At 66.4% G+C, this 22,432-nt stretch carries 19 protein-coding genes, 1 tRNA gene and 1 pseudogene; 5 read left to right on the plus strand and 16 right to left on the minus strand.

Annotated elements, in window-relative coordinates:
- Window positions 1-484: 484 nt before the first annotated feature.
- From AC1DS3_RS11025 to AC1DS3_RS11040, 4 genes are all read right to left on the minus strand, one after another.
- Window positions 485-1,144, minus strand: a complete 660-nt coding sequence (locus AC1DS3_RS11025; RefSeq protein ID WP_174423239.1) for an amino acid ABC transporter permease — start codon at window positions 1,142-1,144, stop codon at window positions 485-487.
- 30 nt (window positions 1,145-1,174) lie between these two features.
- Window positions 1,175-1,972 carry a transporter substrate-binding domain-containing protein gene (locus tag AC1DS3_RS11030; RefSeq protein WP_441640773.1) on the minus strand — a complete coding sequence of 266 codons (798 nt, stop codon included), beginning with the start codon at window positions 1,970-1,972 and terminating at the stop codon, window positions 1,175-1,177.
- A 159-nt stretch (window positions 1,973-2,131) separates the two neighbouring features.
- Window positions 2,132-3,052, minus strand: a complete 921-nt coding sequence (locus AC1DS3_RS11035) for a glutamate/aspartate ABC transporter substrate-binding protein (RefSeq protein ID WP_441640774.1) — start codon at window positions 3,050-3,052, stop codon at window positions 2,132-2,134.
- A gap of 105 nt (window positions 3,053-3,157) precedes the next feature.
- On the minus strand, window positions 3,158-4,420 hold the full coding sequence (locus AC1DS3_RS11040) for a D-amino acid dehydrogenase (RefSeq protein WP_477127159.1): 1,263 nt from the start codon (window positions 4,418-4,420) through the stop codon (window positions 3,158-3,160).
- A gap of 137 nt (window positions 4,421-4,557) precedes the next feature.
- On the opposite strand from AC1DS3_RS11040, the gene AC1DS3_RS11045 reads away from it, so the two are divergent.
- Together AC1DS3_RS11045 and paeA are read left to right on the plus strand one after the other, a co-directional pair.
- Window positions 4,558-5,511, plus strand: a complete 954-nt coding sequence (locus AC1DS3_RS11045) for a LysR family transcriptional regulator (protein ID WP_477127160.1) — start codon at window positions 4,558-4,560, stop codon at window positions 5,509-5,511.
- Window positions 5,512-5,596: 85 nt separating this feature from the next.
- Window positions 5,597-6,910 (plus strand): polyamine export protein PaeA, encoded by a 1,314-nt coding sequence (paeA, locus tag AC1DS3_RS11050; protein WP_441640777.1) that lies wholly within the window; start codon window positions 5,597-5,599, stop codon window positions 6,908-6,910.
- 157 nt (window positions 6,911-7,067) lie between these two features.
- Here paeA and AC1DS3_RS11055 read toward each other — a convergent pair.
- From AC1DS3_RS11055 to AC1DS3_RS11085, 7 genes and pseudogenes are all read right to left on the minus strand, one after another.
- Window positions 7,068-7,907: pseudogene (locus AC1DS3_RS11055) on the minus strand (phosphatase PAP2 family protein); the annotation flags it as partial.
- 4 nt (window positions 7,908-7,911) lie between these two features.
- On the minus strand, window positions 7,912-8,781 hold the full coding sequence (locus AC1DS3_RS11060; RefSeq protein WP_477109627.1) for a DUF1653 domain-containing protein: 870 nt from the start codon (window positions 8,779-8,781) through the stop codon (window positions 7,912-7,914).
- A 116-nt stretch (window positions 8,782-8,897) separates the two neighbouring features.
- Window positions 8,898-9,053, minus strand: coding sequence for a hypothetical protein (locus AC1DS3_RS11065; RefSeq protein ID WP_174423244.1), 156 nt, complete (start codon window positions 9,051-9,053; stop codon window positions 8,898-8,900).
- A 127-nt stretch (window positions 9,054-9,180) separates the two neighbouring features.
- Window positions 9,181-9,270, minus strand: a tRNA-Ser gene (locus tag AC1DS3_RS11070).
- Between the two features lie 78 nt (window positions 9,271-9,348).
- Window positions 9,349-10,662 carry a serine--tRNA ligase gene (serS, locus tag AC1DS3_RS11075; RefSeq protein ID WP_477109628.1) on the minus strand — a complete coding sequence of 438 codons (1,314 nt, stop codon included), beginning with the start codon at window positions 10,660-10,662 and terminating at the stop codon, window positions 9,349-9,351.
- Between the two features lie 157 nt (window positions 10,663-10,819).
- Complete coding sequence (locus tag AC1DS3_RS11080; protein ID WP_477127161.1) at window positions 10,820-12,187, minus strand: replication-associated recombination protein A; 1,368 nt, start codon at window positions 12,185-12,187, stop codon at window positions 10,820-10,822.
- A gap of 117 nt (window positions 12,188-12,304) precedes the next feature.
- The gene (locus AC1DS3_RS11085; protein WP_477127162.1) at window positions 12,305-13,333 is read right to left on the minus strand and encodes a TRAP transporter substrate-binding protein; all 1,029 of its coding nucleotides are present in this window, start codon (window positions 13,331-13,333) and stop codon (window positions 12,305-12,307) included.
- Window positions 13,334-13,410: 77 nt separating this feature from the next.
- Between AC1DS3_RS11085 and AC1DS3_RS11090 the strand changes: the two genes are divergently transcribed.
- Window positions 13,411-13,554 (plus strand): acetate permease, encoded by a 144-nt coding sequence (locus AC1DS3_RS11090; protein WP_477127163.1) that lies wholly within the window; start codon window positions 13,411-13,413, stop codon window positions 13,552-13,554.
- A gap of 24 nt (window positions 13,555-13,578) precedes the next feature.
- Here the strand turns inward: AC1DS3_RS11090 and AC1DS3_RS11095 are convergent, their stop codons facing one another.
- Window positions 13,579-14,640 carry an ABC transporter ATP-binding protein gene (locus AC1DS3_RS11095; RefSeq protein WP_477127164.1) on the minus strand — a complete coding sequence of 354 codons (1,062 nt, stop codon included), beginning with the start codon at window positions 14,638-14,640 and terminating at the stop codon, window positions 13,579-13,581.
- A gap of 197 nt (window positions 14,641-14,837) precedes the next feature.
- Between AC1DS3_RS11095 and AC1DS3_RS11100 the strand changes: the two genes are divergently transcribed.
- On the plus strand, window positions 14,838-16,490 hold the full coding sequence (locus tag AC1DS3_RS11100) for an ABC transporter permease (RefSeq protein WP_477127165.1): 1,653 nt from the start codon (window positions 14,838-14,840) through the stop codon (window positions 16,488-16,490).
- Between the two features lie 208 nt (window positions 16,491-16,698).
- The gene (locus tag AC1DS3_RS11105; protein WP_441640794.1) at window positions 16,699-17,379 is read left to right on the plus strand and encodes a hypothetical protein; all 681 of its coding nucleotides are present in this window, start codon (window positions 16,699-16,701) and stop codon (window positions 17,377-17,379) included.
- Between the two features lie 120 nt (window positions 17,380-17,499).
- Here the strand turns inward: AC1DS3_RS11105 and AC1DS3_RS11110 are convergent, their stop codons facing one another.
- The 4 genes from AC1DS3_RS11110 to AC1DS3_RS11125 form a co-directional block, all read right to left on the minus strand.
- The gene (locus tag AC1DS3_RS11110) at window positions 17,500-18,543 is read right to left on the minus strand and encodes a Fe(3+) ABC transporter substrate-binding protein (protein WP_441640795.1); all 1,044 of its coding nucleotides are present in this window, start codon (window positions 18,541-18,543) and stop codon (window positions 17,500-17,502) included.
- A gap of 237 nt (window positions 18,544-18,780) precedes the next feature.
- On the minus strand, window positions 18,781-19,200 hold the full coding sequence (locus AC1DS3_RS11115) for a hypothetical protein (protein WP_477109629.1): 420 nt from the start codon (window positions 19,198-19,200) through the stop codon (window positions 18,781-18,783).
- A gap of 8 nt (window positions 19,201-19,208) precedes the next feature.
- The gene (gene lolA, locus AC1DS3_RS11120; protein ID WP_441640797.1) at window positions 19,209-19,847 is read right to left on the minus strand and encodes an outer membrane lipoprotein chaperone LolA; all 639 of its coding nucleotides are present in this window, start codon (window positions 19,845-19,847) and stop codon (window positions 19,209-19,211) included.
- 133 nt (window positions 19,848-19,980) lie between these two features.
- A complete protein-coding gene (locus AC1DS3_RS11125) occupies window positions 19,981-22,305 on the minus strand; it encodes a DNA translocase FtsK (RefSeq protein WP_477127169.1) in 2,325 nt (774 codons plus the stop codon).
- Window positions 22,306-22,432: the final 127 nt, after the last annotated feature.

Below are 22,432 nucleotides of genomic sequence, written 5' to 3' on the forward strand. Positions count from 1 at the left end.
TGGTGGGGCGGGCGCGGTGGTGAAGGTCTCGGGCCAATCAAGGCGGTGCCACCGCGCCCACGACGGAACCGGTGCGCCTGCAACTTCGTGGCCGACCACTGCGCGAGCGACAGACGGCTTGAAGCACGTGATGTCCGCTACCGGGGGCCGCACCACGAATCCTGGAAGCCGGCAGGTTCGTGGCCAGTCAAGCCGGCACCGGCAGAAGCCCGCCGACACTCAGGGCCGTACGACGAAACCACCGAGGCCCAAATAGCCTTATTGCTCTGCGCCCGGCAGGGTCGGCTTTCTTCTCGTTAGTCTTCTTTGCCGACGCAAAGAAGAGTGACCGGCAGCCCCCGCAGGGGGATGTCGTATGGCCCTTGGGTGCAAAAGCCATCGCCGCTCCAAAAAAACCATAGCCCCCGCAGAGCGACGTCATACGGCCATTGCGTACAAGCCACCAACGCCGCCCAAATCAAAAACCACCTATCCCCCCACACCCTTAATGCCTCCCCGGCAACGAAAGCCGCCTCTCCAACAACCGCTGCACATGCGCCAGCGCCGTACTAAGCATCCAATAAATAGCAGCCACGGCAAGATAAAGCGGCAACGGCTGGTAGGTCGCGGCAATCACCTCCTGCGCCGTGCGCAGCAGCTCGGTCACCGTGATCACCGACACCAGCGAGGTGTCCTTGATCAGGCTGATCAGGCTGTTCGACAGGCTCGGCACCGCCAGACGCAGCGCCTGTGGGCCGACCACGTAGCGCAAGGTCTGGCCTTGCGTCAGGCCCAGGCTGTAAGCCGCCAGCCACTGCCCGCGCGGGATGCCGAGGATGGCGCCGCGCATGCTCTCCGAGAGATACGCCCCTACGTTCAGGCTCAGCGTCAACACGCCCGCCGGGGTGGGTTCCAGCGCGATGCCGATGCCCGGCAAGCCGTAATACACCACGAAGATCTGCACCAGCAGCGGCGTGCCGCGCATGATGCTGACGTAGGCCCGCGCGACGGCCTTCGGCACGGGCTGGTGGCTGATGCCCATCAGCGCCACCACGGTGCCGATCACCAGCCCGAAGATCATCGACAGCAGCGCGAACTTGATGGTCAGCAGCATGCCCTGCAGCAGCACGGGCAGCGATGCGGCAACGAGCTGGAGAGCGGACATGGAAAGCCCTGACGGGAGGCGTGCCCGCGCTTATCTGGCCGGCTTGGTCACGTCACTGCCGAACCACTTCGCCGACAGCTTGCCAAGGCTGCCGTCCTTGCGCATCTCGTCGAGCGCGCGGTCGATGGCCTGCGCAAACTTCGGATTGTCCTTGCGAAAGGGGATCGCCACCTCGGAACTGCCGCCTTCCACAATCGCGCCGGGCCGCAGCGGCAGGTTTGACGTCTTGATCAGGTAACCGATCATCAGGCGGTCGTTCAGCGCGGCATCCACGCGCTGCGCGGCCAGGTCGCGCAGGTACTCGGGCGCGCCCGGATAGGTCTTGACGTCGATGCCGGCCACCGACTTGGCCAGTTCGTTGTAGTTGCTGCCCAGGCTCACGCCGAGCTTCTTGCCTTTCAGGTCCTCGAGGGACTTGAACTGCCGGTTGTCATCCTTGCGCTGGATGAGCTGCGCCGCCGAATACACGTAAGGCGTGGAGAAATCCAGGACCTGCTTGCGTTGCGGCGTCACCGCGACCTGGTTGACGATCACGTCGAACTTGCCGGCCTGCAGCCCGGCAATGATGCCGCTCCACTCGGTGGTGACAAATTCCGGCTTGACGCCCAGCTTGGCCGCCACGCCCTTCGCCACATCGACGTCGAAGCCTTCCAGCTGGTTGTTGCTGCCGCGGTAGTTGAACGGCGGATAGGTGCCTTCCAGCCCGATCTTGAGCACGCCGGCCTGCTTTACGGCATCGAGCAGGTCGGCGGCCTGCGCGGCGGCGCCGGCCGCGAGCAGCGAAACGGCGAACAGGACGTTGAGACAGCCAGTACGAAGCGATCGCATATGTTCTCCAGTCAGCACAGCCGACGCCAACGGCGTCCGCAACGGTCCGGCAAGCGTTGGCCCGGCGTTGGTCCGCCAAGCGCGCAAGCCGGCTTTTAGCCTAGCGCAATTTCGCGTCGAACAGCAATAACGATTCGCCCTGCCCTGCCCCCGCCCTGCTTACTGGAACGCCTTGTCGTTAGGATGGGCGTAGAGATCCTTCATGTCGGCTGACAGCGGATAGTTCAGGTTGATGTTGCGCGGCGGAATCGGCGACTGGAACCACTTCTTGTACAACTGCTCGGCACGGCCGCTGGTCATCAGGTCGGCGATCACGCCGTCGGCCAGCGCCTTGAAGGACGGATCGTCCTTGCGGAACATGCASGCGTAGTTCTCGGTCTGSAGCGGCGTGCCCACCACGGTCCAGTCATTGGCGCTCTTGGCCTTGGTCAGCTCGCCGTAGAGCAGCGGCTCGTCCATCACGAAGGCCACCGCGCGCCCCGTCTCCAGGATCAGGAAGGACTGCCCGTGGTCCTTGGCGCTGATCAGGTTCATGTTCATGGTCTTCTCGCCATTCATCTTGACCAGCAGGCGCTCATCCGTGGTGCCAGCGGTGGTCACCACGTTGCGGTCCTTGAGATCCGGGAAGTCTTTCACGCCCGAATCCTTCTTGGTCAGCATGCGCAGCCCGTAGACAAACAGGCTGTTGGAAAACGCTACCTGCTTCTGCCGCTCCAGGTTGTTGGTGGTGGTGCCGCACTCGATGTCGATGGTGCCGTTCTGCATCAGCGGAATGCGATTCTGCGATGTGATCGGCACCAGCTTGATTTCAAGCTTGGGGTTTTGCAGTTGCGCCTTCACCTTGTCGACGATCTGCAGCAGGATCTCGTGCGAGTAGCCCATCACATCGCGTCCGTTGGTATAGGAAAACGGGATGGAGGACTCGCGGTAGCCCAGCGAGATCACGCCGGTTTCCTTGATCTTGCGCAGCGTATCGCCGTCGGCGGCGTGCGCGTTGCTGACAGCGCCCGCGGTGCCAGCCAGCATGGCAACCGCCAGCAGGCAGCGGGAGAATCGGTTGGAGGGGACGTGCGATTTCATATCGTTTTCTCCTTGGGTGGGAAGGGCTCGAGGTACTGCCTGGTCGTGAAGCGGTGTTGCTCAGCGGTAATGCAAACGAAAAAAACTGCCCCGGAACGCTGCCCATCAAGCCAGCATCGCGGCGAAATCCCTGTCATCGATGGCCGGCTTGCGCCYGGCCAGGCCATCGGCCAGCAAACCCGCGCTGCCCATGGCCAGCGTGAAGCCAAGCGCGCCGTGGCCGATGTTGAGCCACAGGCCACGCACGCCCGACCGGCCCACCATCGGCAGGCCGGTCGGCGTGGCCGGGCGCAGGCCAGCCCAGGGCTGCAACTGCTCCGGCTCCATGCCCGGCGCCATGTCGCCAAACAGCGCGCGGGTCTCAAAGGCCAGCGTGGCGATGCGGGCACGGTCGATGACGGTATCCGCGCGCACCAGGTCCGCCATGCCCGCCACGCGCAAAGTGTTGCCGATGCGGGCATAGACAATCTTGCGCGCAGCATCGGTGATGCTGATGTGCGGCGCGCGCTCGCCATCGCGAATCGGCACCGTGATGCTGTAGCCCTTGAGCGGCCACAGCGGTGCCCGCACGCCCAAGGGCTTGAGCAAGGCCACGCTGCCGATGCCGCCGGCCACCACCACGGCATCCGCCCGCTCGATGCCGGCATCGGTACGCACGCCGGTCACGCGATCGCCTTCGCGCTCGATGCCCAGCACGCTGGTGCCAAAGCGCAGCGACACGCCAGGACGGTCACGCAGCAATTGTGCCAACGCCAGGCAGAAACGATGGCAATCGGCCACTTCCTCGCTCGGCGTGTGAATCGCCCCGGCAATCTCGCCGCGGATGCCGGCCAGCGCCGGTTCCAGCGCCACGCACGCGCCGCTGTCCAGCGCCTGCTGCTCGCAGCCCAGGCTGGCCTGGTAATCGAGCAGGCGGCAGGCGGCGTCGAAGCTGGCCGCGTCGCGGTGCACAATCAGCTTGCCGCGCCGGGCAAAGCCGAAGTCCACCGGCTGGCTGTCGACAAAGGCCTGCATCAGGTCGCGGGAGTAGAAGGCCAGCCGCAGCAGCTTGCGCGTGGTGGCCTCGCTGGCCGAGGCATTGCAAGCCCGTGCAAACGCGGCCAGCCAGCGCCACTGCGCCGGGTCACCCGATGGGCGGAAACGCATCGGCGAATCGGGGCGCAGCAGCCACCCGGGTACCTTGGCCAGCACGCCAGGCCCGGCGAGCGGCGCCACATAGCTATAGCTGAGCTGCCCGCCGTTGGCGAAGCTGGTTTCCTCGCCTGGGCCGCCGCGCCGCTMCAGCACGGTCACCTCGTGCCMGTCGCCCGCCAGCCGCCACGCCGCGCTCATCCCGATCACGCCCGCCCCTACGATCACAACCTTCATTACCCGCCTCTTTGATCCGGTCCTTTTCGACCCGACACAGGGTAGACCACGCAGCCCGCCTTGCCCAATGCGAATACGTGCAAGAATATGTCTTTAGGCTATGGGTGCCACTTTGCTGCGGCGCTCTCCCCTGCCACATGCGATTGCGTCAGATCGAAGTCTTTCGCGCGGTCATGCTGACCGGCACCGTCAGCGAGGCCGCGCGCCTGCTGCACGTCTCCCAGCCGGTCGTCACGCGCGTGCTGCAGCATGCCGAAGCCACGCTCGGCTTCCGCTTGTTCGACCGGGTGAAAGGCAGGCTGCAGGCCACGCCGGAGGCCGGCGCGCTGTACGGCGATGTCGAGCGGCTATATGGCGAGATCGAGCGGGTGCGCCGCGTCTCCGAAAGCCTGCGCCACAAAGGCGCCGGCCGCCTGCGCGTGGCGGCCACGCCCAGCCTGGCCAATCCGCTGCTGGTGCCCGCCGTACGCCGCTTTTGCGCGCGCCATCCCGACACCCAGGTGCAGGTACTGACCCACCACACCGACGAGATCGTGCAAGGGCTGCTGGCTAACCAGATCGACCTGGGCTTCGCATTCTCGCCACCGCGCCACGAAGCCATCATCAGCGAACCGGTAGCTGGCGGCCAGATGCTTCTGGCGGTGCCGCGCGGCGAGCCGCTGGCAGCCCGTGGCCGGCGGGCCGACGTGCCGATGCACAAGCTGGTGGAACGCCCCTTTATCGCCTACGACGACAACAGCTCGCTTGGGCTGCTGGTGCGCCAGACGCTGGCGCGCAATGCGCTTGAGCCGCGCTCCACGCTGGAAGTCCAGACCTATTCGCTGGCGCTGGCCCTGGTCGATGCCGGCCTGGGCCTCACCTTGCTCGACCAGTACACCGCGCTGGGCGCAAACCCGCAGCGTGTGTCGCTGCACGAGGTCAAGCCCGCGTTGCCTTTCGAGATCCAGCTGCTGCGCGCCAGCCACCGCGGCAGCTCCAGCCTGGCCGACGATATGCGCGAACAGTTTGCCGCCGCCGCACGGGAGCTGGCTGCTGCGCTGCCGMAGCGGCTGGAAGCGCCGGCGGTCAGTTTTGAGCATGCCCCTAGATGAAACGTCCCGCCTCCGTTGCGGAATTTGACAGTACCGTGCGCCGTGCACCATCATCAAAGTGCCTGAACGGTGCTTTCCCAAACCTATGTTCGCCCTAATCCTGCTTCTCCTCATCCTGATCAGCGCCTTCTTCTCGATTTCCGAGATCGCGCTGACCGCATCGCGCCGCACCAAGCTGCAGACGCTATCCGAGCGTGGCGACCGCCGCGCCACCAAGATCATGCTGCTCAAGGAGGAGCCGGGCAACTTCTTCACCATCGTGCAGATCGGCGTCAACAGCGTGGCCATCCTGGCCGGTATCGTCGGCGAGAAGCATGTCTCCGACCTGGTGCAGACGGCGCTGCTGCCCTACCTGGACGTGGTCACCACCCAGCGCATCGCCAATGTCGGCTCCTTCCTGATCGTCACCCTGCTCTTTATCCAGTTCGCCGACCTGATCCCCAAGCGCATCGCCATGACGTTTCCTGAAGCCTGCGCGCTGGTGGTGATCGGGCCGATGCTCACGCTCATCAAGATCTTCAAGCCACTGGTCTACGTGTTCAACGGGGCCGCCAATGCCACGCTGCATCTGTTCGGCGTGCCCACCAAGCACATCGACCAGATCACCTCGGAGGACATCGCCGCCATGGTCGATGCYGGGGCGGAGGCAGGCGTGCTGCACAAGCACGAGATCCACCTGATCGAGAACGTGTTCGAGCTGGACGCGAAGAACGTCACCGCGGTGATGACCCCGCGCGACGATGTGGTCTACATTGGCCTGGACGAGTCGCCCGACAGCCTGCGGCGCAAGCTGGTCAACTATCCGCACGCGCAATATCCGGTATGCGGGCACAACCTCGACGACGTGCTGGGCTACATCGATTCGAAGGACATCCTGCAATTGTTCCTCGCCGACGATTCCACCGGCGTGATCGGCAACCTCGGCAATATCGGCAAGCACCACGACAAGAACGTGCTGGTGATCCCCGACACGCTGACGCTCACCGAGTCGCTCACGCGCTTTCGCGAGATGCACCAGAACTTTGCGGTGGTAATGAACGAGTACGGGCTGGTGGTGGGCATCGTCACGCTGGACGATATCGTCGGCGCGCTGATGGGCAACATCATTTACTCCACCGAGGATGAACAGATCGTGCGACGCGACGAAAGCTCATGGCTGGTCGACGGCGTCACACCGTTGGTGGACCTGAAGAAGGCGCTGGAGCTCGACGAGCTGCCCGGCGAGGATTACGTCGACACCGCCGCCGGGCTCGTCATCTACACGCTCAAGCGGATCCCGAAGAAATCGGAAGCGATCGAGGCCGCGGGATTCCGCTTTGAAGTGCTGGACATCGACCATCACAAGATCGATCAGCTGCTGGTTTCGCGGCTGCCGCCGGCGGAGCCGTTCCAGCCGTAAGCGCGCGACGATACCGCTCGACCGTGCCGGGCAACTGGAACACCACGATCCACGTGCCAACCACCACCACCGCTGCGGCGGCAACCGCGCCCAGGCGCAGCGGCGCCAGGCGTTCCGGTGCATGCAGGGTGGCATAGGCGGTGCCCAGCAGCACGATCCAGGCAAAGCCGAGCGCGCAGCCCGCCAGCACGTCGGACAGCCAGTGCATGCCAAGGTAGAGCCGCGACAGGCAGATCAGCGTCACCACCACCGCCGTCAGCGCCACCACCGGCATCCGTACCCGCCACGGCTGGCGCAGGCACAGCAGGAAGGCCAGGAAACCATAGGTCACCATGCTGCTGGTGGCGTGGCCGCTAGGAAACGAGAACGACTCCAGGCCGCCGTAGATGCTGGCCGGCCGGCTGCGCTCAAGGGCAAGCTTGAGCACCATCACGCAGGCGCGCGCGCCAAGCAGCGCCCCCACCCAGTAAGCTGCCGCCACCCAGGCGCGGCGCCACGCCAGCCAGCCAAAGACCGCCACGCCCACCGCCACGGAAATCCGCGCGCCGCCCAGCTCGGTCAGCGCCACCATGGCCGTATCCAGCCAGCCCTGCTGCCACGCGCGAAGCTGCGCGAACACCGCCTGGTCCACCTGCACCAGCGGCGCGCCTTCGGCAATGGATTCACCCAGCCACAGCAACACGGCGGCGCAAGCCAGCAACAGCACACCACCCACTGCCAACAGGAGCAGCTCGACGATATCGCGCTCCAGCATGCTGGCCACGCGCGGCCATGGCTGCGTGCCGCGCGCGCGCAGCGCATCGCGGCCACGCAGGCGCGCGGTATCGAGCCTGCGCACCAGCGGGCGGATCACCAGCAGCAAGCCGCGCACCACACAGAGCAGCAACAACGCGAACAAGGCGAGAAGGCCCACCACGCCCAGCGCGGTTGCCGGTGTGAGCCACGACGCGCCAGCCGGCTGAACGGCCGCGAGCGCTTGAACGGGAGCAGCCATCATCGGCTCAGCCCCCCGCCGCCATGCGCGCGATATTGGCGCGTGCCGGCGCTTCGCAATCGGCAAAGGCGGGCGTGAGAAACAATTGTGGCCGCTGCGCCATCGCCTGCAGGAACGCGATCCGCCGCGGCATGAATGCCGCGTACAGGGCATCGCCAGACAGGCCAGTGCGATTGGCCAGCAGCGCCTTGTTTTCCTCGAACACGGCGACGGTCCAGGCGTCGAATTCCGCGTCGGGCGCAGCCAGCCGGGACAGGTCCAGATCCAGCACCGCCTCGGACTCCGGCACCGATGCACGATGCCCGCAGGTATCCATCACGATGCGCGCGGCCAGCGCTGTCACCGCCGCATCGACCCCGCTCACCATGGTCTCGATCAACGCGGCCGACGCCGCTTCGTTGTGCTCGCAGCCAGGCACGTAGACCGCGTCGTGGAACAGCACGGCAAGCGCCTGCGCGGGCGTGAGCGCAATGCCGCGCGCCTGCGCCAGCGCAAACATCTCCAGCACGTGGCGGCGATCGTGGTAATGCCGGTAAGGCGCGTCGTAGCAGGCCAGCGCCTGCAACACCGTCGCGCGCGGCAAGAAGTCCAGGCAAGCCAGCGCGGCCGGCCAGTCCGGCGCGAAACGCGCCTGCGTGCCCTGCGGCGTGTCCACGCTTTCACCGAACACATCCAGCGGCCGCACCCACAAGCGGGAACGGTCCCGCATCGATTCGTACACCACCACCTGCGACAGGTCAGACTCGATCACGCCGAGGCCAACCATGGCATAGGCGCCGCCCTTGTAATGGCGATAKGGCATGCCGTGGAGATAGTCGGAGGACCCCTCTGCGCCGGGCAAGGCGTGCGGGGAAGGCTGGCAAGAAGACTGTGTCATGAGCGGCTGTTCAGATCGGAGCAGCGTCATGATAGTGCATTGACTACGCGGGGCCGCTTGCGGGCCCCGCGCGGGTGTGCAGGGTTGACTGCGTGGTTGGCTACGCGTTGGCTACATTACTTGCGATGCGTGCGCTGACGCATCGCGCCGGGTTCAGCCATCTTCGGGTCCTTGAGAGACATCTCCTGCACCTCGCTCTCCTTGCTGTGCCGTTTCTCAATGCGGATGTTCGGGGATGGCCGCTTCGAATTGGAGTGAGCGTTCCGGCTCATGCCTTGCCTCCATTCTGGTCGACGTGGCGGTTGCCACTTAACCAATATAGTGCCGGCAACGCGAGACTATACCCCCAAAGCAAAAGCCCCACGACTCTGTGAGGAATCGTGGGGCTTTGCGTACTGCTGGCGGAGAGGGTGGGATTCGAACCCACGGTAGGCTCGCACCTACGCCTGATTTCGAGTCAGGTACATTCGACCACTCTGCCACCTCTCCGGTAACTGGGTCGCTTGTCGCGAAGAACAAGATTATAGAGGAAACCTTGTTTCCACTGCAAGCCCCTCGCGTGAAAATTTACGCCTCAGGCTCCAGGCGCGTCAGGCCGCCCAGATACGGCTGCAATGCGGCCGGCACCGTCAGCGAGCCATCGGCGTTCTGGTAGTTCTCCAGGATCGCCACCAGCGTGCGGCCAACCGCCAGGCCGGAGCCGTTGAGCGTATGCAGCAGTTCCGGCTTGCCCTGGCCTGCGCGGAAGCGGGCCTGCATGCGGCGGGCCTGGAAGTCGCCCATGTTCGAGCAGGAGCTGATCTCGCGGTAGGTGCCCTGCGCGGGGATCCACACTTCGAGGTCATAGGTCTTGGTGCTGCCAAAGCCCATGTCGCCGGTGCACAGCGCGACGGTGCGGAACGGCAGGTCGAGCTTTTTCAGGATGGCTTCGGCGTGGCCGGTGAGCTGTTCCAGCGCGTCGAACGAGTGCTCGGGCTGTACCACCTGCACGAGCTCGACCTTGTCGAACTGATGCTGGCGGATCATGCCGCGCGTGTCGCGGCCGTAGGAGCCGGCTTCCGAGCGGAAGCAAGGCGTGTGGGCAACGAAACGCAGCGGCAGCTTGTCGCCGGCCACGATGGCGTCGCGCACGATGTTGGTCAGCGGCACTTCGGCCGTGGGGATCAGGTAGAAGTTCTCGGTGCGCTCGCCACCCTCGCTGTTCTCGCCACCGACCTTGCGCGGCACCCTGAACAGGTCTTCCTCGAACTTGGGCAACTGGCCGGTGCCGCGCATCGAGGCCGCATTGACGATGTAAGGCACGTACATCTCGGTGTAGCCGTGCTCGATCGTGTGGGTGTCCAGCATCAGTTGCACCAGCGCGCGATGCATGCGTGCGATGCCACCGCGCAGCATGGCAAAGCGCGAGCCCGTAACCTTGCTCGCGGTATCGAAATCCAGCCCGAGGCGCTCGCCCACGTCGACGTGGTCCTTGACCTCGAAGTCGAAGCTGCGCGGCGTGCCGACGCGGCGCACTTCCACGTTGCCGGTCTCATCGCGGCCCACCGGCACGCTTTCGTGCGGCAGGTTGGGGATGGCTTCCATGATCTCGGCGAGCTGGGCCTGGATTTCTTCCAGGCGCGCGGCCGAGGCCTTGAGGGCGTCGCCGATGCCGCCGACTTCAGCCATCACCGCCGAGGCGTCTTCGCCCTTGCCCTTGAGCATGCCGATCTGCTTGGAGAGGCTGTTGCGGCGCGCCTGCAACTCCTCGGTCTGGGTCTGCAGTTGCTTGCGCTCGGCTTCGAGTGCCTGGAAGGCCGCTACGTCGAGTTGGAATCCGCGCGTGGCAAGGCGTTGCGCCACGGCGTCGATGTCTTTGCGGAACAGCTGGATGTCTAGCATGTTGCGTGTGAGGGCAGGTGCATTGGCCAGCGACATGCTGGCGGATCTGGCATTTTACTGTACTGGCCCGGGCCCACGCCGATCCGCCGGCTGGAGAACAGGCGGGCGGATCGCCCGCTGTTCGCGGGGACACGCCGCCGGCCAGGGGCGATGCGCGTTATTGCGCCCCGCCGCCCTCGCCGCCGCCTTCGTCCCGGCCCTTGCCTTTGCCCTGCTGGCGGAGCCACTGCGCGTCAAGATCGCGCAGGTGGCGCAGCTTGTCGCCGATCTTGCCTTCCAGCCCGCGCGGCGTGGGCTTGTACCAGCCGGGGCGCTTGAGGTCGTCGGGGAAGTAGTGCTCGCCGGCGGCATAGGCTTCGGGCTCGTCGTGCGCGTAGCGGTAGGCGTGGCCGTAGCCCAGCTCTTTCATCAGCTTGGTCGGCGCGTTGCGCAGGTGTACCGGCACGCCGCGCGACTTGTCCTTGGCCACGAAAGCACGCGCGGTGTTGTAGGCGTTGTAGCCGGCATTGGACTTGGGCGCCACGGCCAGGTAGATCAGGGCTTGCGCCAGCGCGAGCTCGCCTTCCGGCGAGCCCAGCCGCTCGTAGGTCTCGGCGGCATCCAGCGTGATGCGGGCGGCACGCGGATCGGCCAGGCCGATGTCCTCCCACGCCATGCGCACGATGCGGCGCGMCAGATAGCGCGGATCGGCGCCGCCGTCGATCATGCGGCAGAACCAGTACAGCGTGGCATCGGGATCGGAGCCGCGCACGGATTTATGCAGCGCGCTGATCTGATCGTAGAACGCGTCGCCGCCCTTGTCGAAGCGGCGCAGGTTCTCCGACAAGGCGCTGCCCAGCAGCGCGTTATCGATGACCGGCGCGCCGGCACTGCGCGCGGCGCGCGCTACGATCTCGATATTGTTGAGCAGCTTGCGGCCATCGCCATCGGCCGAGGCCACGATCAGTTGCAGCGCCTCGTCCACCCATTGCAGGCCGCCCAGCTCTTCGCTGGCGCGCCGCGCCAGCAGCGTCAGCTCGGCGTCGTCCAGGCTCTTGAGCACGTACACCGCGGCGCGCGACAGCAAGGCGCCGTTGACCTCGAAGGACGGGTTCTCGGTGGTGGCGCCGATAAAGGTGAACAGTCCGCTTTCCACGTGCGGCAGGAAGGCGTCCTGCTGGCTCTTGTTGAAACGGTGCACCTCGTCCACGAAGACCAGTGTGCGCMGTCCGTGGGCACGGTATTGCTCGGCGCGCTCAACCGCCTCGCGGATATCCTTGACGCCGGACAGCACCGCCGACAGCGCGATGAACTCGGCGTCGAAGGCCGTGGCCATCAGCCGCGCCAGCGTGGTCTTGCCCACGCCGGGCGGGCCCCACAGGATCATGGAATGCGGCTCGCCGGATGCGAACGCCACCCGCAGCGGCTTGCCAGCGCCAAGCAGGTGTTGCTGGCCAATCACCTCGTCGATATTGCGCGGGCGCAGGCGCTCGGCCAGGGGTTGCTGGGAACGATCGGGAGCTTCGGAAAACAGCGTGTCCGCCACGGTATTCAGGCCTTTAAGTCAGGTCAGGCGCGCACGGTGCGTTCCCGCTGCGCCTTGGAACCTGACAGTGTAGACCATCGCGCGCGGCCGGCCGCGCAGCCTGCTACGGCTAGCGAATCAGCGCGTGAAGACATCCAGCACGCCAGCGCGCTCGCTGCCCACGCGCGCGCGCCAGGCCGTCACCGCGCCCGCGCCGGCATCGCGTAGCGCCTGCTGCACCGCCGGGGCGGGATTGTCCTGGATGGTCACGCCGTTGGCGCGCATGCGCGCGGTGTTTTCTTCCAGCCGTGTGCCCAGGCGCGCCCACTGCTTTTGCTCGGTCGCCTGTGCGGCTGCGTCTACCGAGGCGCGCAAAGCGGGCGGCAAGGCCGCGTACGTGGCCGCATTGACCGTGGTGAACGACAACGGCATCGCATAGCCAATGGCCGTGAAGTTGGGCAGGTAGTCCCACAGCTTGCGGCCCGCGCCGCCGTCGCCGGAGGACAGCACCGCGTTGACCGAGCCGTCCTTCAGGCGCGGCATCGCGTCGGCAAACGACAGGTTGGCCGGCTGCGCGCCGGCAGTACGCATGACTTCGGTGGATGTCTCATCATAGGTGCGCACCGAAAGCGCACGCAGGTCTGTCAGCGTGGCAACCGCGTTGCGCGACCACAAGCCGGTGGGTGGCCAGGGCGTGACGTAGAGCAGGTGCTGCCCCTGCGCCTCGAAGGCGCGCGCGTAGTCGGCGCGGGCCAGCTCGGCCAGGCGCCTGGCCGAATCCACCGAGGTGGCGACGAACGGCAGCGACGACAGCAGGAACAGCGGATCCGCCGCGCCCAGCGCGCCRCCGAAGGCRTCSCCGCCCTCCAGCCGCCCTTCTTTCAYCGCKGCSGGCATCTGCGCGGAYTTGAMKCCCGCGCTGGCGTCRAAGCTGGGCTTGACGTCGATGGCGCCTGCGGTGCGCGCCTTGACCTCATCGGCGAAGGTAGCCAGCCCTTCGCCAGGCATGGCGCCGGCCGGGTATTCGGTGGCCATCCGCCAGGTGGCCGCAGCCGCCGGCTGCGCCCAGGCCAGGTTTGCGCCGCCGGCCAGCAAGGCTACCAGCAGGCTGCGGCGCAGGCATTGGCGGCGCAGCAACTGGGACGCGCGCTTTGGGGAAGCAAACATGATGAGAGTCCTGCAATCTTGAGGCAATGAAGCCGTGAAGCCGTGAAGCCATAAGGCTGTGGTGCCGTGGTGCCGTGGTGCCGTGGTGCCGTGGTGCCGTGGTGCCGTGGTGCCGTGATGCCGTGGTGCCGTGGTGCCGTGGTGCCGTGGTGCCGTGGTGCCGTGGTGCCGTGGTGCCGTGGTGCCGTGGTGCCGGCAAGGACAAGCAAGCCGGCAAGTAAGCGGCCAGGGCCCTGGCGATGCGCTCAGCCGCGCCGGAACGCCACCACGTCGTCCACCTCCACGCGAATGCCGATGTGCTCGCCGAGCGCATGGTMGTGATGCGAAGGCACCAGCGACAACACCTGGCCGCCGCCGGCCAGGCGTAGCGTGTACAGGATCTCGGCGCCGCGAAAGGCCTTGTGCAGGATTTTCGCGCGCAGCGGGCTGTCATCGTCGTGCACGATATCGTCGGGACGGATCAGCACATCGACCTCTGTCGTTGCGGGTGGTACGCCCAACGGCTCGCGGCTCTGCAGCGTGCCGAGTTCCAGCATGACCGAGTGCGGGCTGGCAAGCTGGCCCGGCATCAGCACGCCCTGCCCGATGAAGTCCGCGACCACGCGCGTGGCCGGCCGGTGATAGAGGTTGTGCGCGCTGTCCCACTGCTCGATGGCGCCGGCGTGCATCACGCCGATCTCGTCGGCCATGGCAAAGGCTTCGTACTGGTCGTGGGTGACCAGAATGGCGGTGGCGCCCTGGGCCTTGAGGATGTCGCGCACCTCCAGGCTCAGGCGCTCGCGCAGGTCGACGTCGAGATTGGAGAACGGCTCGTCGAGCAGCAGCAGCTCCGGCTTCGGCGCCAGTGCACGGGCCAGCGCCACACGCTGCTGCTGGCCGCCCGAGAGCTCGTGCGGGAACTTGCCGCCGGATCCGGCCAGGCCCACCAGCGTGAGCATTTCCTCCACCCGCGCCGCGCGTTCTCCGCGGCGCACGGCATGCAGCCCGAAGGCGATGTTGTCCGCCACGCTCAGGTGCGGGAACAAGGCGTAATCCTGGAACACCATGCCGATGCGCCGGTGCTCGGGCGCCACGGCAAACCCCGGCGACGACATCACCTGCCCCTGCAGCAGGATGCGGCCTTCGCGCAGCGGCTCGAATCCGGCGATGGCGCGCAGCACCGTGGTCTTGCCGCAGCCGCTGGGGCCGAGCAGGCAGGCGATGCTGCCGCGCGCGAGGGTGAAGGACAGGTCGTTGACAACGCGCTGGCTGCCAAAGCCATGGTGGATGCGATCGACCTCGATCACGATATCGGATCGTGCTGGCATGGATGTATTGGAATGCGGGTGGCCTGGCATGCCGAGCATTATATGGACGCAGGCCCTGGATGTCTGTCACATGCGACGCGCCGCCCGGCGTATCCGCATTGCTAGAATGCGGGGCTTGCCCGAAAGCCTGCCGACCGCGCCCCGCCGCCGGGCCTCGCCCTGTCCCGCACCCATACCGACACCCACACCGCTGCCGCATGAGCCTGCTTCGCCCTAGCCGTACCCGCCGCCTGCACCCGCTAGCCTTGGTTGCCGCCCTGGCCGCGCTGCTGATCGCGCTGCCGATCGCGCAGGTGGCAGGCAGCCTGCTCGAGCCCAGCGGCGACACCTGGCGGCATCTGGCCGACACGGTCCTGTCCGAGTACGTTGGCAATACGCTGTGGCTGCTGGCCGGCGTCTGCGCCGGCGTGCTGCTGGTGGGCGTGCCCACCGCGTGGCTGGTCAGCACCTACCGGTTCGCCGGGCGGGCCTGGCTGGAATGGGCGCTGGTGCTGCCGCTGGCGATGCCGGCCTATGTCATCGCCTACGCCTATACCGATGCCCTGCAGTTCGCCGGCCCGGTGCAAAGCTGGCTGCGTGAGCTGACCGGCTGGCGTGCCCGGGAGTACTGGTTCCCGGATATCCGCTCGCTGGGCGGCGCCATCGTGTTGTTCACGCTGGTGCTCTATCCCTACGTCTACCTGACCGCGCGCGCGGCCTTCCTGCAGCAAACCCTGAACACGCTGGAAGCGGCAAGGCTGCTTGGCTATGGCACCTGGGGCAGCGTCTGGCGCGTGATGCTGCCACTGGCGCGCCCCGGCATCGTGGCCGGCACAGCGCTGGCGCTGATGGAGACGCTGGCCGATTTCGGCACGGTGGCCTACTTCGGCATCCCGACCTTCTCCACGGGCATCTACCGCGCCTGGTTCTCGCTGGGCGACAAGAACGCGGCGGCGCAGTTGTCGGCCTGCATGTTGCTGTTCGTGATCGGCATCCTGCTGGTCGAGCGCGCCAGCCGGGGCCGCGCCCGCGTGCACGGCGGCCAGCGCCGCGCGCCGGCATACCGGCTGCATGGCTGGCGCGCGGCGCTGGCGCTGCTGGTATGCGTGGTGCCGGTGCTGCTGGGCTTTGCCATCCCGGCGCTGATGCTGTGCAAGATGGCGCTGGCCGAAGGTGACGCGCAGTTCGGCCCGCGCTTTATCGGCCTGGTGCGCAATAGCTTCCTGCTGGCCAGCGTGACCGCGCTGATCGCGGTGATGGCCGCGCTGGTGATCGGCTATGCCGGGCGCGGCATGGCCGCCGGCCGGGGCTGGCTGCTGCGTGCGCTGACCCGGGTGTGCGGCATGGGCTATGCCCTGCCGGGCTCGGTGGTCGCGGTCGGCGTGCTGGTGCCGGTGGCGCGGCTGGACAACGCCATGTCGGCGTGGCTGCAGCAGCATCTGGGATGGTCGGCCGGGCTCCTGCTGACCGGCGGCATTGCCGCACTGGTCTATGCCTACCTGGTGCGCTTTCTGGGCGTGGCGCTGCAAACCGTCAACGCCGGCCTGGTCAAGATCACGCCGGGCATGGACGCGGCGGCGCGCAGCCTGGGCGACGGCCCCGGCGMCACGCTGCGGCGCGTGCACCTGCCGATGCTGCGCGGCAGCCTGCTGACCGCGGCGCTGATCGTCTTCGTCGACGTCATGAAAGAGCTGCCCGCCACCTTCGTGATGCGGCCGTTCAATTTCGACACGCTAGCCGTGCAGGCATACAACCTGGCCTCCGACGAGCGGCTGGCCGAGGCCGCCACCGCCTCGCTGGTGATCGTGGCGGTGGGCCTGCTGCCGGTGATCCTGCTGTCGCGCTCGATACGGCGGGATGCGCGGGAATAGGCCGGCCAAGTCGCCCACGCATTTTCCTAAAGTTCTTCAACGTCTTGCCGATATCCCCCTAGTCCGAAGCTGCGCCCCGGCCCACCGCACCCTTTCTCGCGCGAGCCAGGCKGTCTGCCCCCACCGCTGGCGTGCTTCGCGCCGCACCATGACTGTGCCGGCCGCAATCCTTGCCCGGCATTTGTTCGCAGCGTTTTCAGGGAGTGTTATGCAGCTTCGTTACCGCATGCTCGTGTTCAAGCTGAACCGGATGACCCGGCAAGACCGGATCAGCGCCGTCGAGGAAATCGCCCTGGCGGGCCAACTGGCTGAGCAACTGGAAAAACCGGGCATGGTCGAGCGCCTGGTGGCGGACCTGTTCGATCACGAGAACTCCCATGTCAGGCGCATCGCGCTCAACGCGGTACGGCGCGCGCATGGCTACCGCCAGGCAGATATCTCGCTTGCCCTGCTGCGCAAGCTCGGCGACCCGGAGCCGTGGCTGCGCCATGACGCGGCATGGGTGCTCCACGAGGCCGGGCTGGACAGCCCGCACATCCGCGCAGCGCTGCGCCAGCTTGCGGGGCCGGTCATGTTGCCTTACGACATGAACCGCGCCAAGGCCAATCCTTCGGACGCGCTGCTGCACGCCCAGGTACGCGCGCGGCAAGCGCTGGACGTGCTCCTGGCGCGCCAGACCGCGGGCAAGGTGGTGGCCAAGCTGCCGTACGCGGCTGGCACGTTGGGCCACTCGCACAAGAAGCGGCGCGAGCAGCTGAAGGTGACCTTCGAGAAGCACAGGGAGCGCGGCGCTAAGCTGAACTTCCGGCGCCTTGAGCCTGGCGAAGGCGGCGAGAGCAACGCCGCCAAGGGGCCAGGGTCCAAAGCCAGGCCCGTGCCCAAGCCGTAGAAATGGGAAATGGCGGCTCACGCCGCCATTTCCGTCCAGCCGGCCAGGCCGTGCCGGCGTCTTCTTGCTTTCCTACTTGCTTTCCTACTTGCTTTCCTACTTGCTTTCCTACTTGCTGTCTTACTTGTAGCCGGCCTTGTCCGCCAGCTTCTGCGCTTGCGGCTGGTGCTTGCCCAGTTCGGCCACGCTGATCTTGTCCGCCTTGAAGCTGCCCAGCGCTTCCAGCGCCGGATTGCTGATCTTCACGCTTTCCACCACGGGCCACTCGTTGTTGCCATCGGCGAAATAGCGCTGCGCGTCATCGCTGGCCAGGTACTCCAGGAACGCGCGCGCGGAATCCTTGTTGGGCGCATGCTTGAGCATGCCGCCGCCGGAGATGTTCATGTGCACGCCCTGGCTGGCCTGATTGGGCCACAGCACGCCAAGCTTCTCCGCCACGGCCTTGTCCTCGGGCTTGGCCGACTTGAGGATGCGGGCGATGTAGTAGGTGTTGGCCACCGCGATATCGCACTCTCCCGCCGCCACGGCCTTGAGCTGGTCGGTGTCGCCGCCCTTGGGCGCGCGGGCCAGGTTGGCCACCACGCCGCGCGTCCATTGCTCGGTCTTGGCCTCGCCATCATGGGCGATCAGGCTGGACATCAGCGACAGGTTGTACACGTGGCCGCTRGAGCGGATGCACAGCTTGCCCTTCCACTTGGGATCGGCGAGATCTTCGTAGGTCTTGATGTCGCCGGGCTTGACCGCGGCCTTGTTATAGGCGATGACGCGGGCCCGTGCCGAGAAGCCGAACCAGTCGCCGTTCGGGTCGCGGTAGTTGGCGGGGATGCGCGACTCCAGCACGCTCGATTTGAGCGGCGCGAACACGCCCGCCTGCTGGGCCCGCCACAGCCGGCCGATGTCGACGGTGATGAACACATCGGCCGGGCTGTTGGCGCCCTCGCTCTTGATGCGCTCCAGCAGCGGGTCTTCCTGGCCTTCGATGCGGTTGATCTTGATGCCGGTCTGCTTGGTGAAGTTGGCGTATAGCGCTTCGTCGGTCTGGTAGTGGCGCGCGGTGTAAAGGTTCAGCACCTTTTCCTGTGCGTGCGCGGCGAGCGGCAGTGCCAGAACAGCGAGCGCGGCGAGCGCTGTGGCCCGTGGCATCAAGCGGCGGAATTTGGTCATGAMTCTMCCCTTCGATGATTGTTGTATGCCGTCCTGACGATGCCATGCATGCATTCTGGACAAGACAAGCTGGAAACAATAATCATTCCCGTTTCGACAGTCAAGTTACAACGTTGTCATTTTTCTCGCTGCAAGCCCGGGGAGGTAAAAGTGCGGATTGAGACGCTGAAACGCGGACCGGGATGACGGATACCGCCGGGTCTTCGATTGCGCCCGGCGTTATCCGTGCATCACACTTCAGGTACTGGCGCGCTCCACCAATGCCTTCATGGCATCGGCAGGCAACGGCCCATGGCAGGTCCGCTCGCCGCCGGCCTTGCCGACCACCAGCCACACCTTGGCCGGGGCGCCAGCCGGATGCAGCAGCCAGGCTGGCCCATGTCCGCCGCTGGTGGGCGGCAGCCCTTCCAGCACGCCGCTGTTGGCCGACTGCAGCAGCACGGCGCAATCGTTAGCGCTAGCCTGCGTGGCAGAGAGAAAATCCGGATTGGCAAGCACTTCCGGCAGCGCCGTATCGGAGGCGCGCAGGAAGGCATCCACATCGAACTGCTTGCTGGCGCCGGGGCCGGCGCAGGCGGCCAGCAACGCAGCGGCGGCAATGCCAGCAATGGCACCGCAACGGCGCCAGGCCGGCCGGGTCGGGAATGCGGGGATCATGGCGCGCCTCATTGCTTGAGCACATCGGCGCCCTTGGGCACCGCGAACCGGAAGGTGTCGGCCGGCAGCACGGGATTCTTCTGCATCGCGCTGAAGGTCAGGAGCGTCGTGTTGCCGAAGGCATCACGCAGTTCCATCGCTTCCAGGTTGCCGCCCTTGAAGCCGATGCCGATGCGCTCGAACTGCGTGTCCTTGGCTCTCGGCGTGAGCTCCAGCCACTCCACGCCGTCGCGCGTGGGGCCGTTCTTCACGACAAAGTTCTTTTCCAGGTCATTGCTGCCGAACAGGATCGCGGCGGGGCTGGACCCCAGGGCGCCATCGAGCTTGCGCTCGGTGACCTGGTTGAGGTCCTTGTCGTAGATGTAGAGTGTCTGGCCGTCTGCCTGCAGCAACTGGTCGTACGGCTTGACGTAGCGCCAGGTGAACTTGCCAGGGCGCGAAAAAGCGAAGGTGCCGCTGGAGGTGCTGGCCACCTTGAGGCTGTCGCCCTGCCCCTTGACCTGGCGCTGGGTGAATTCGCCCTTGGCGCTCTTCACGCCCGCCACGAAGGCCTGGAGCTGGTCGGTGCCGGCCGCCATGGCCGCCGTCGCTGTCAGCGACAGCATGGCCACCGCAGCGCATGCCGACACGAGAATGCGGATTCGCATGGTGTTGTCCTTGCTGGGTTGGAGGGTGCGCACCGCCGGGGCGGCTGCACTGCCTGTCCGGTTAGAGCGGTGCGCGGGCGCCGGATTCCGCAACGATGTGCTTCGCACGTAACGGCATGTTACGCGCGGCAGCTTATTCTTCCTCGCGGGCGGTGCCTGCCGGGGCCAGTATGTCGCGATTGCCGTTGCCCGACATGGCGGAAACCAGGCCAGCCTTTTCCATGTCCTCCAGCAGCCGCGCGGCACGGTTATAGCCGATGCGCAGGTGGCGCTGCACCAGGGAGATCGAGGCGCGGCGGTTCTTCAGCACCACGTCGACAGCCTGGTCGTAGAGCGGATCGGCCTCGCCGCCGCCGCCAATGCCGGCGCCACCGCCCATGCCATCGCCGCCCAGGTCGCCCTCGGCCACACCGCCTTCGAGAATCCCCTCGATGTAGTTGGTCTCGCCGCCTTCCTTGAGCTTTTCGACCACGCGGTGCACTTCATCGTCGGAGACAAAGGCGCCGTGCACGCGGATCGGCACGCCGGTGCCCGGCGCCAGGTAGAGCATGTCGCCCATGCCGAGCAACGCTTCCGCGCCCTGCTGGTCGAGAATGGTGCGCGARTCGATCTTGCTGCTGACCTGGAASGCGATSCGSGTCGGCACRTTRGCCTTGATCAGGCCGGTAATCACGTCGACCGACGGACGCTGCGTGGCCAGCACCAGGTGGATGCCGGCGGCACGGGCCTTCTGCGCGATGCGCGCGATGAGCTCTTCCACCTTCTTGCCCACCACCATCATCAGGTCGGCCAGCTCGTCAATCACAATCACGATCATCGGCAGCTTCTCGAGCGGCTCGGGTGCGTCCGGCGTCAGGCTGAACGGGTTGGGAAGCTTTTCCTCGCGTGCGGCGGCTTCGTCGATCTTCTTGTTGTAGCCGGCCAGGTTGCGCACGCCCAGCTTGCTCATCAGCTTGTAGCGCCGCTCCATCTCGCCGACCGCCCAGTTCAGGGCGTTGCCGGCCTGGCGCATGTCGGTCACCACCGGGCACAACAGATGCGGGATGCCTTCGTAGACGCTCATCTCCAGCATCTTCGGGTCGATCAGGATCAGCCTGACCTGCTCGGCCTTGGCCTTGTAGAGCAGAGACAGGATCATGGCGTTGATGCCAACCGACTTGCCGGAGCCGGTGGTGCCCGCCACCATGCAGTGCGGCATCTTGGCCAGATCCGCCACCATGGGCTTGCCGGCGATGTCCTTGCCCAGCGCCATCGTGAGGTTGGACGCGCTCTCGTTGTAGACCTGCGAGCCGAGGATCTCGGACAGCCGCACCGTCTGGCGCTTGGGGTTGGGCAGTTCCAGCCCCATGTAGATCTTGCCGGGGATGGTTTCCACCACCCGGATGGAGACCAGCGACAGCGATCGCGCCAGGTCGCGCGCCAGGTTGACCACCTGGCTGCCCTTGACGCCGGTGGCCGGCTCGATCTCGTAGCGGGTGATGACCGGGCCCGGGTAGGCCGCCACCACCTTGACCTCGACACCGAAGTCCTTGAGCTTCTTCTCGATCAGGCGCGAGGTGAATTCCAGCGTTTCGGCGCTGACGGTTTCCTGGTGCGTGGGGATGGGGTCCAGCAGCGCCAGCGGCGGCAGGTCGGAGTCCTGGATATCGGCGAACAGCGGCTGCTGCTTCTCGCGCTCCACGCGTTCGTGCTTGGGCACCGCCTGGGGCCGCACGATCTGTACCGGCGTGGCCTCCTCGATCTTGACCCGCTGCACTTCCACGGTTTCGGTGCGCACGACCTTGGCCGCCTCGCCGATGATGCGGTCCTGCTTGCTTTCGCGGCGCGCCTTGAAACCGAGGAAGAGCGTCTCGACGAAGCCGCCCACGTGCTCGGCCACCGACAGCCACGAGAAATGGAAGAACAGCGACAGGCCGATGGCCAGCGTCAGCAAGAGCAGCAGCGTGGCGCCGGTAAAGCCCAGCGCCATCTGCATCCAGCCACCGAGCAGGTCGCCCAGCACGCCGCCCGGGGCGCGTGGCAGCGCAGCGCGCAGCGGATACATGCGGATGGCCTCCAGGCCCATGCTGGCGGTCAGCGACAGGCCAAAGCCGATCCAGCTCACCACCAGGCCCTGCCGGGCCTCGCCGTTGCGCTCGGGCAGCTCGGCGGTCAGCGCGCGCCAGCCGCGCCAGCAGCGGCGCACCAGCAACACCGCCCACCAGTAGGCGGAGAAGCCGAAGATGAAGAACAGCACATCGGCCATCCAGGYGCCCACACGGCCGCCGAGGTTGTGGATGTCGGCCACCTGGTTGGCGTGCGACCAGCCGGGGTCCGCCTTGCTGTAGCTGGCCAGGATGCAGACGAAGGCCAATGTGACCGCCAGCAACAGGAACCAGCGCACTTCGCCCAGCAGCTTGCCGATGCGCGAGGGCAGCGCGGAAGGATCGGTACGTGTTGTGGTAGTAGCTCGGGCCATGCCTTGGGTCTGGGTTGCCATGTGAAGATTGGTTTGCCGGCCATTTTAACCTTGGCCGGGGCTATCGCTCTCATTGGAATTTGCAACAGTGAGCAAACGCCGGTCCACTTATAATGCTGGTTTCGAT

Source organism: Cupriavidus sp. 01L46 (assembly GCF_056399905.1).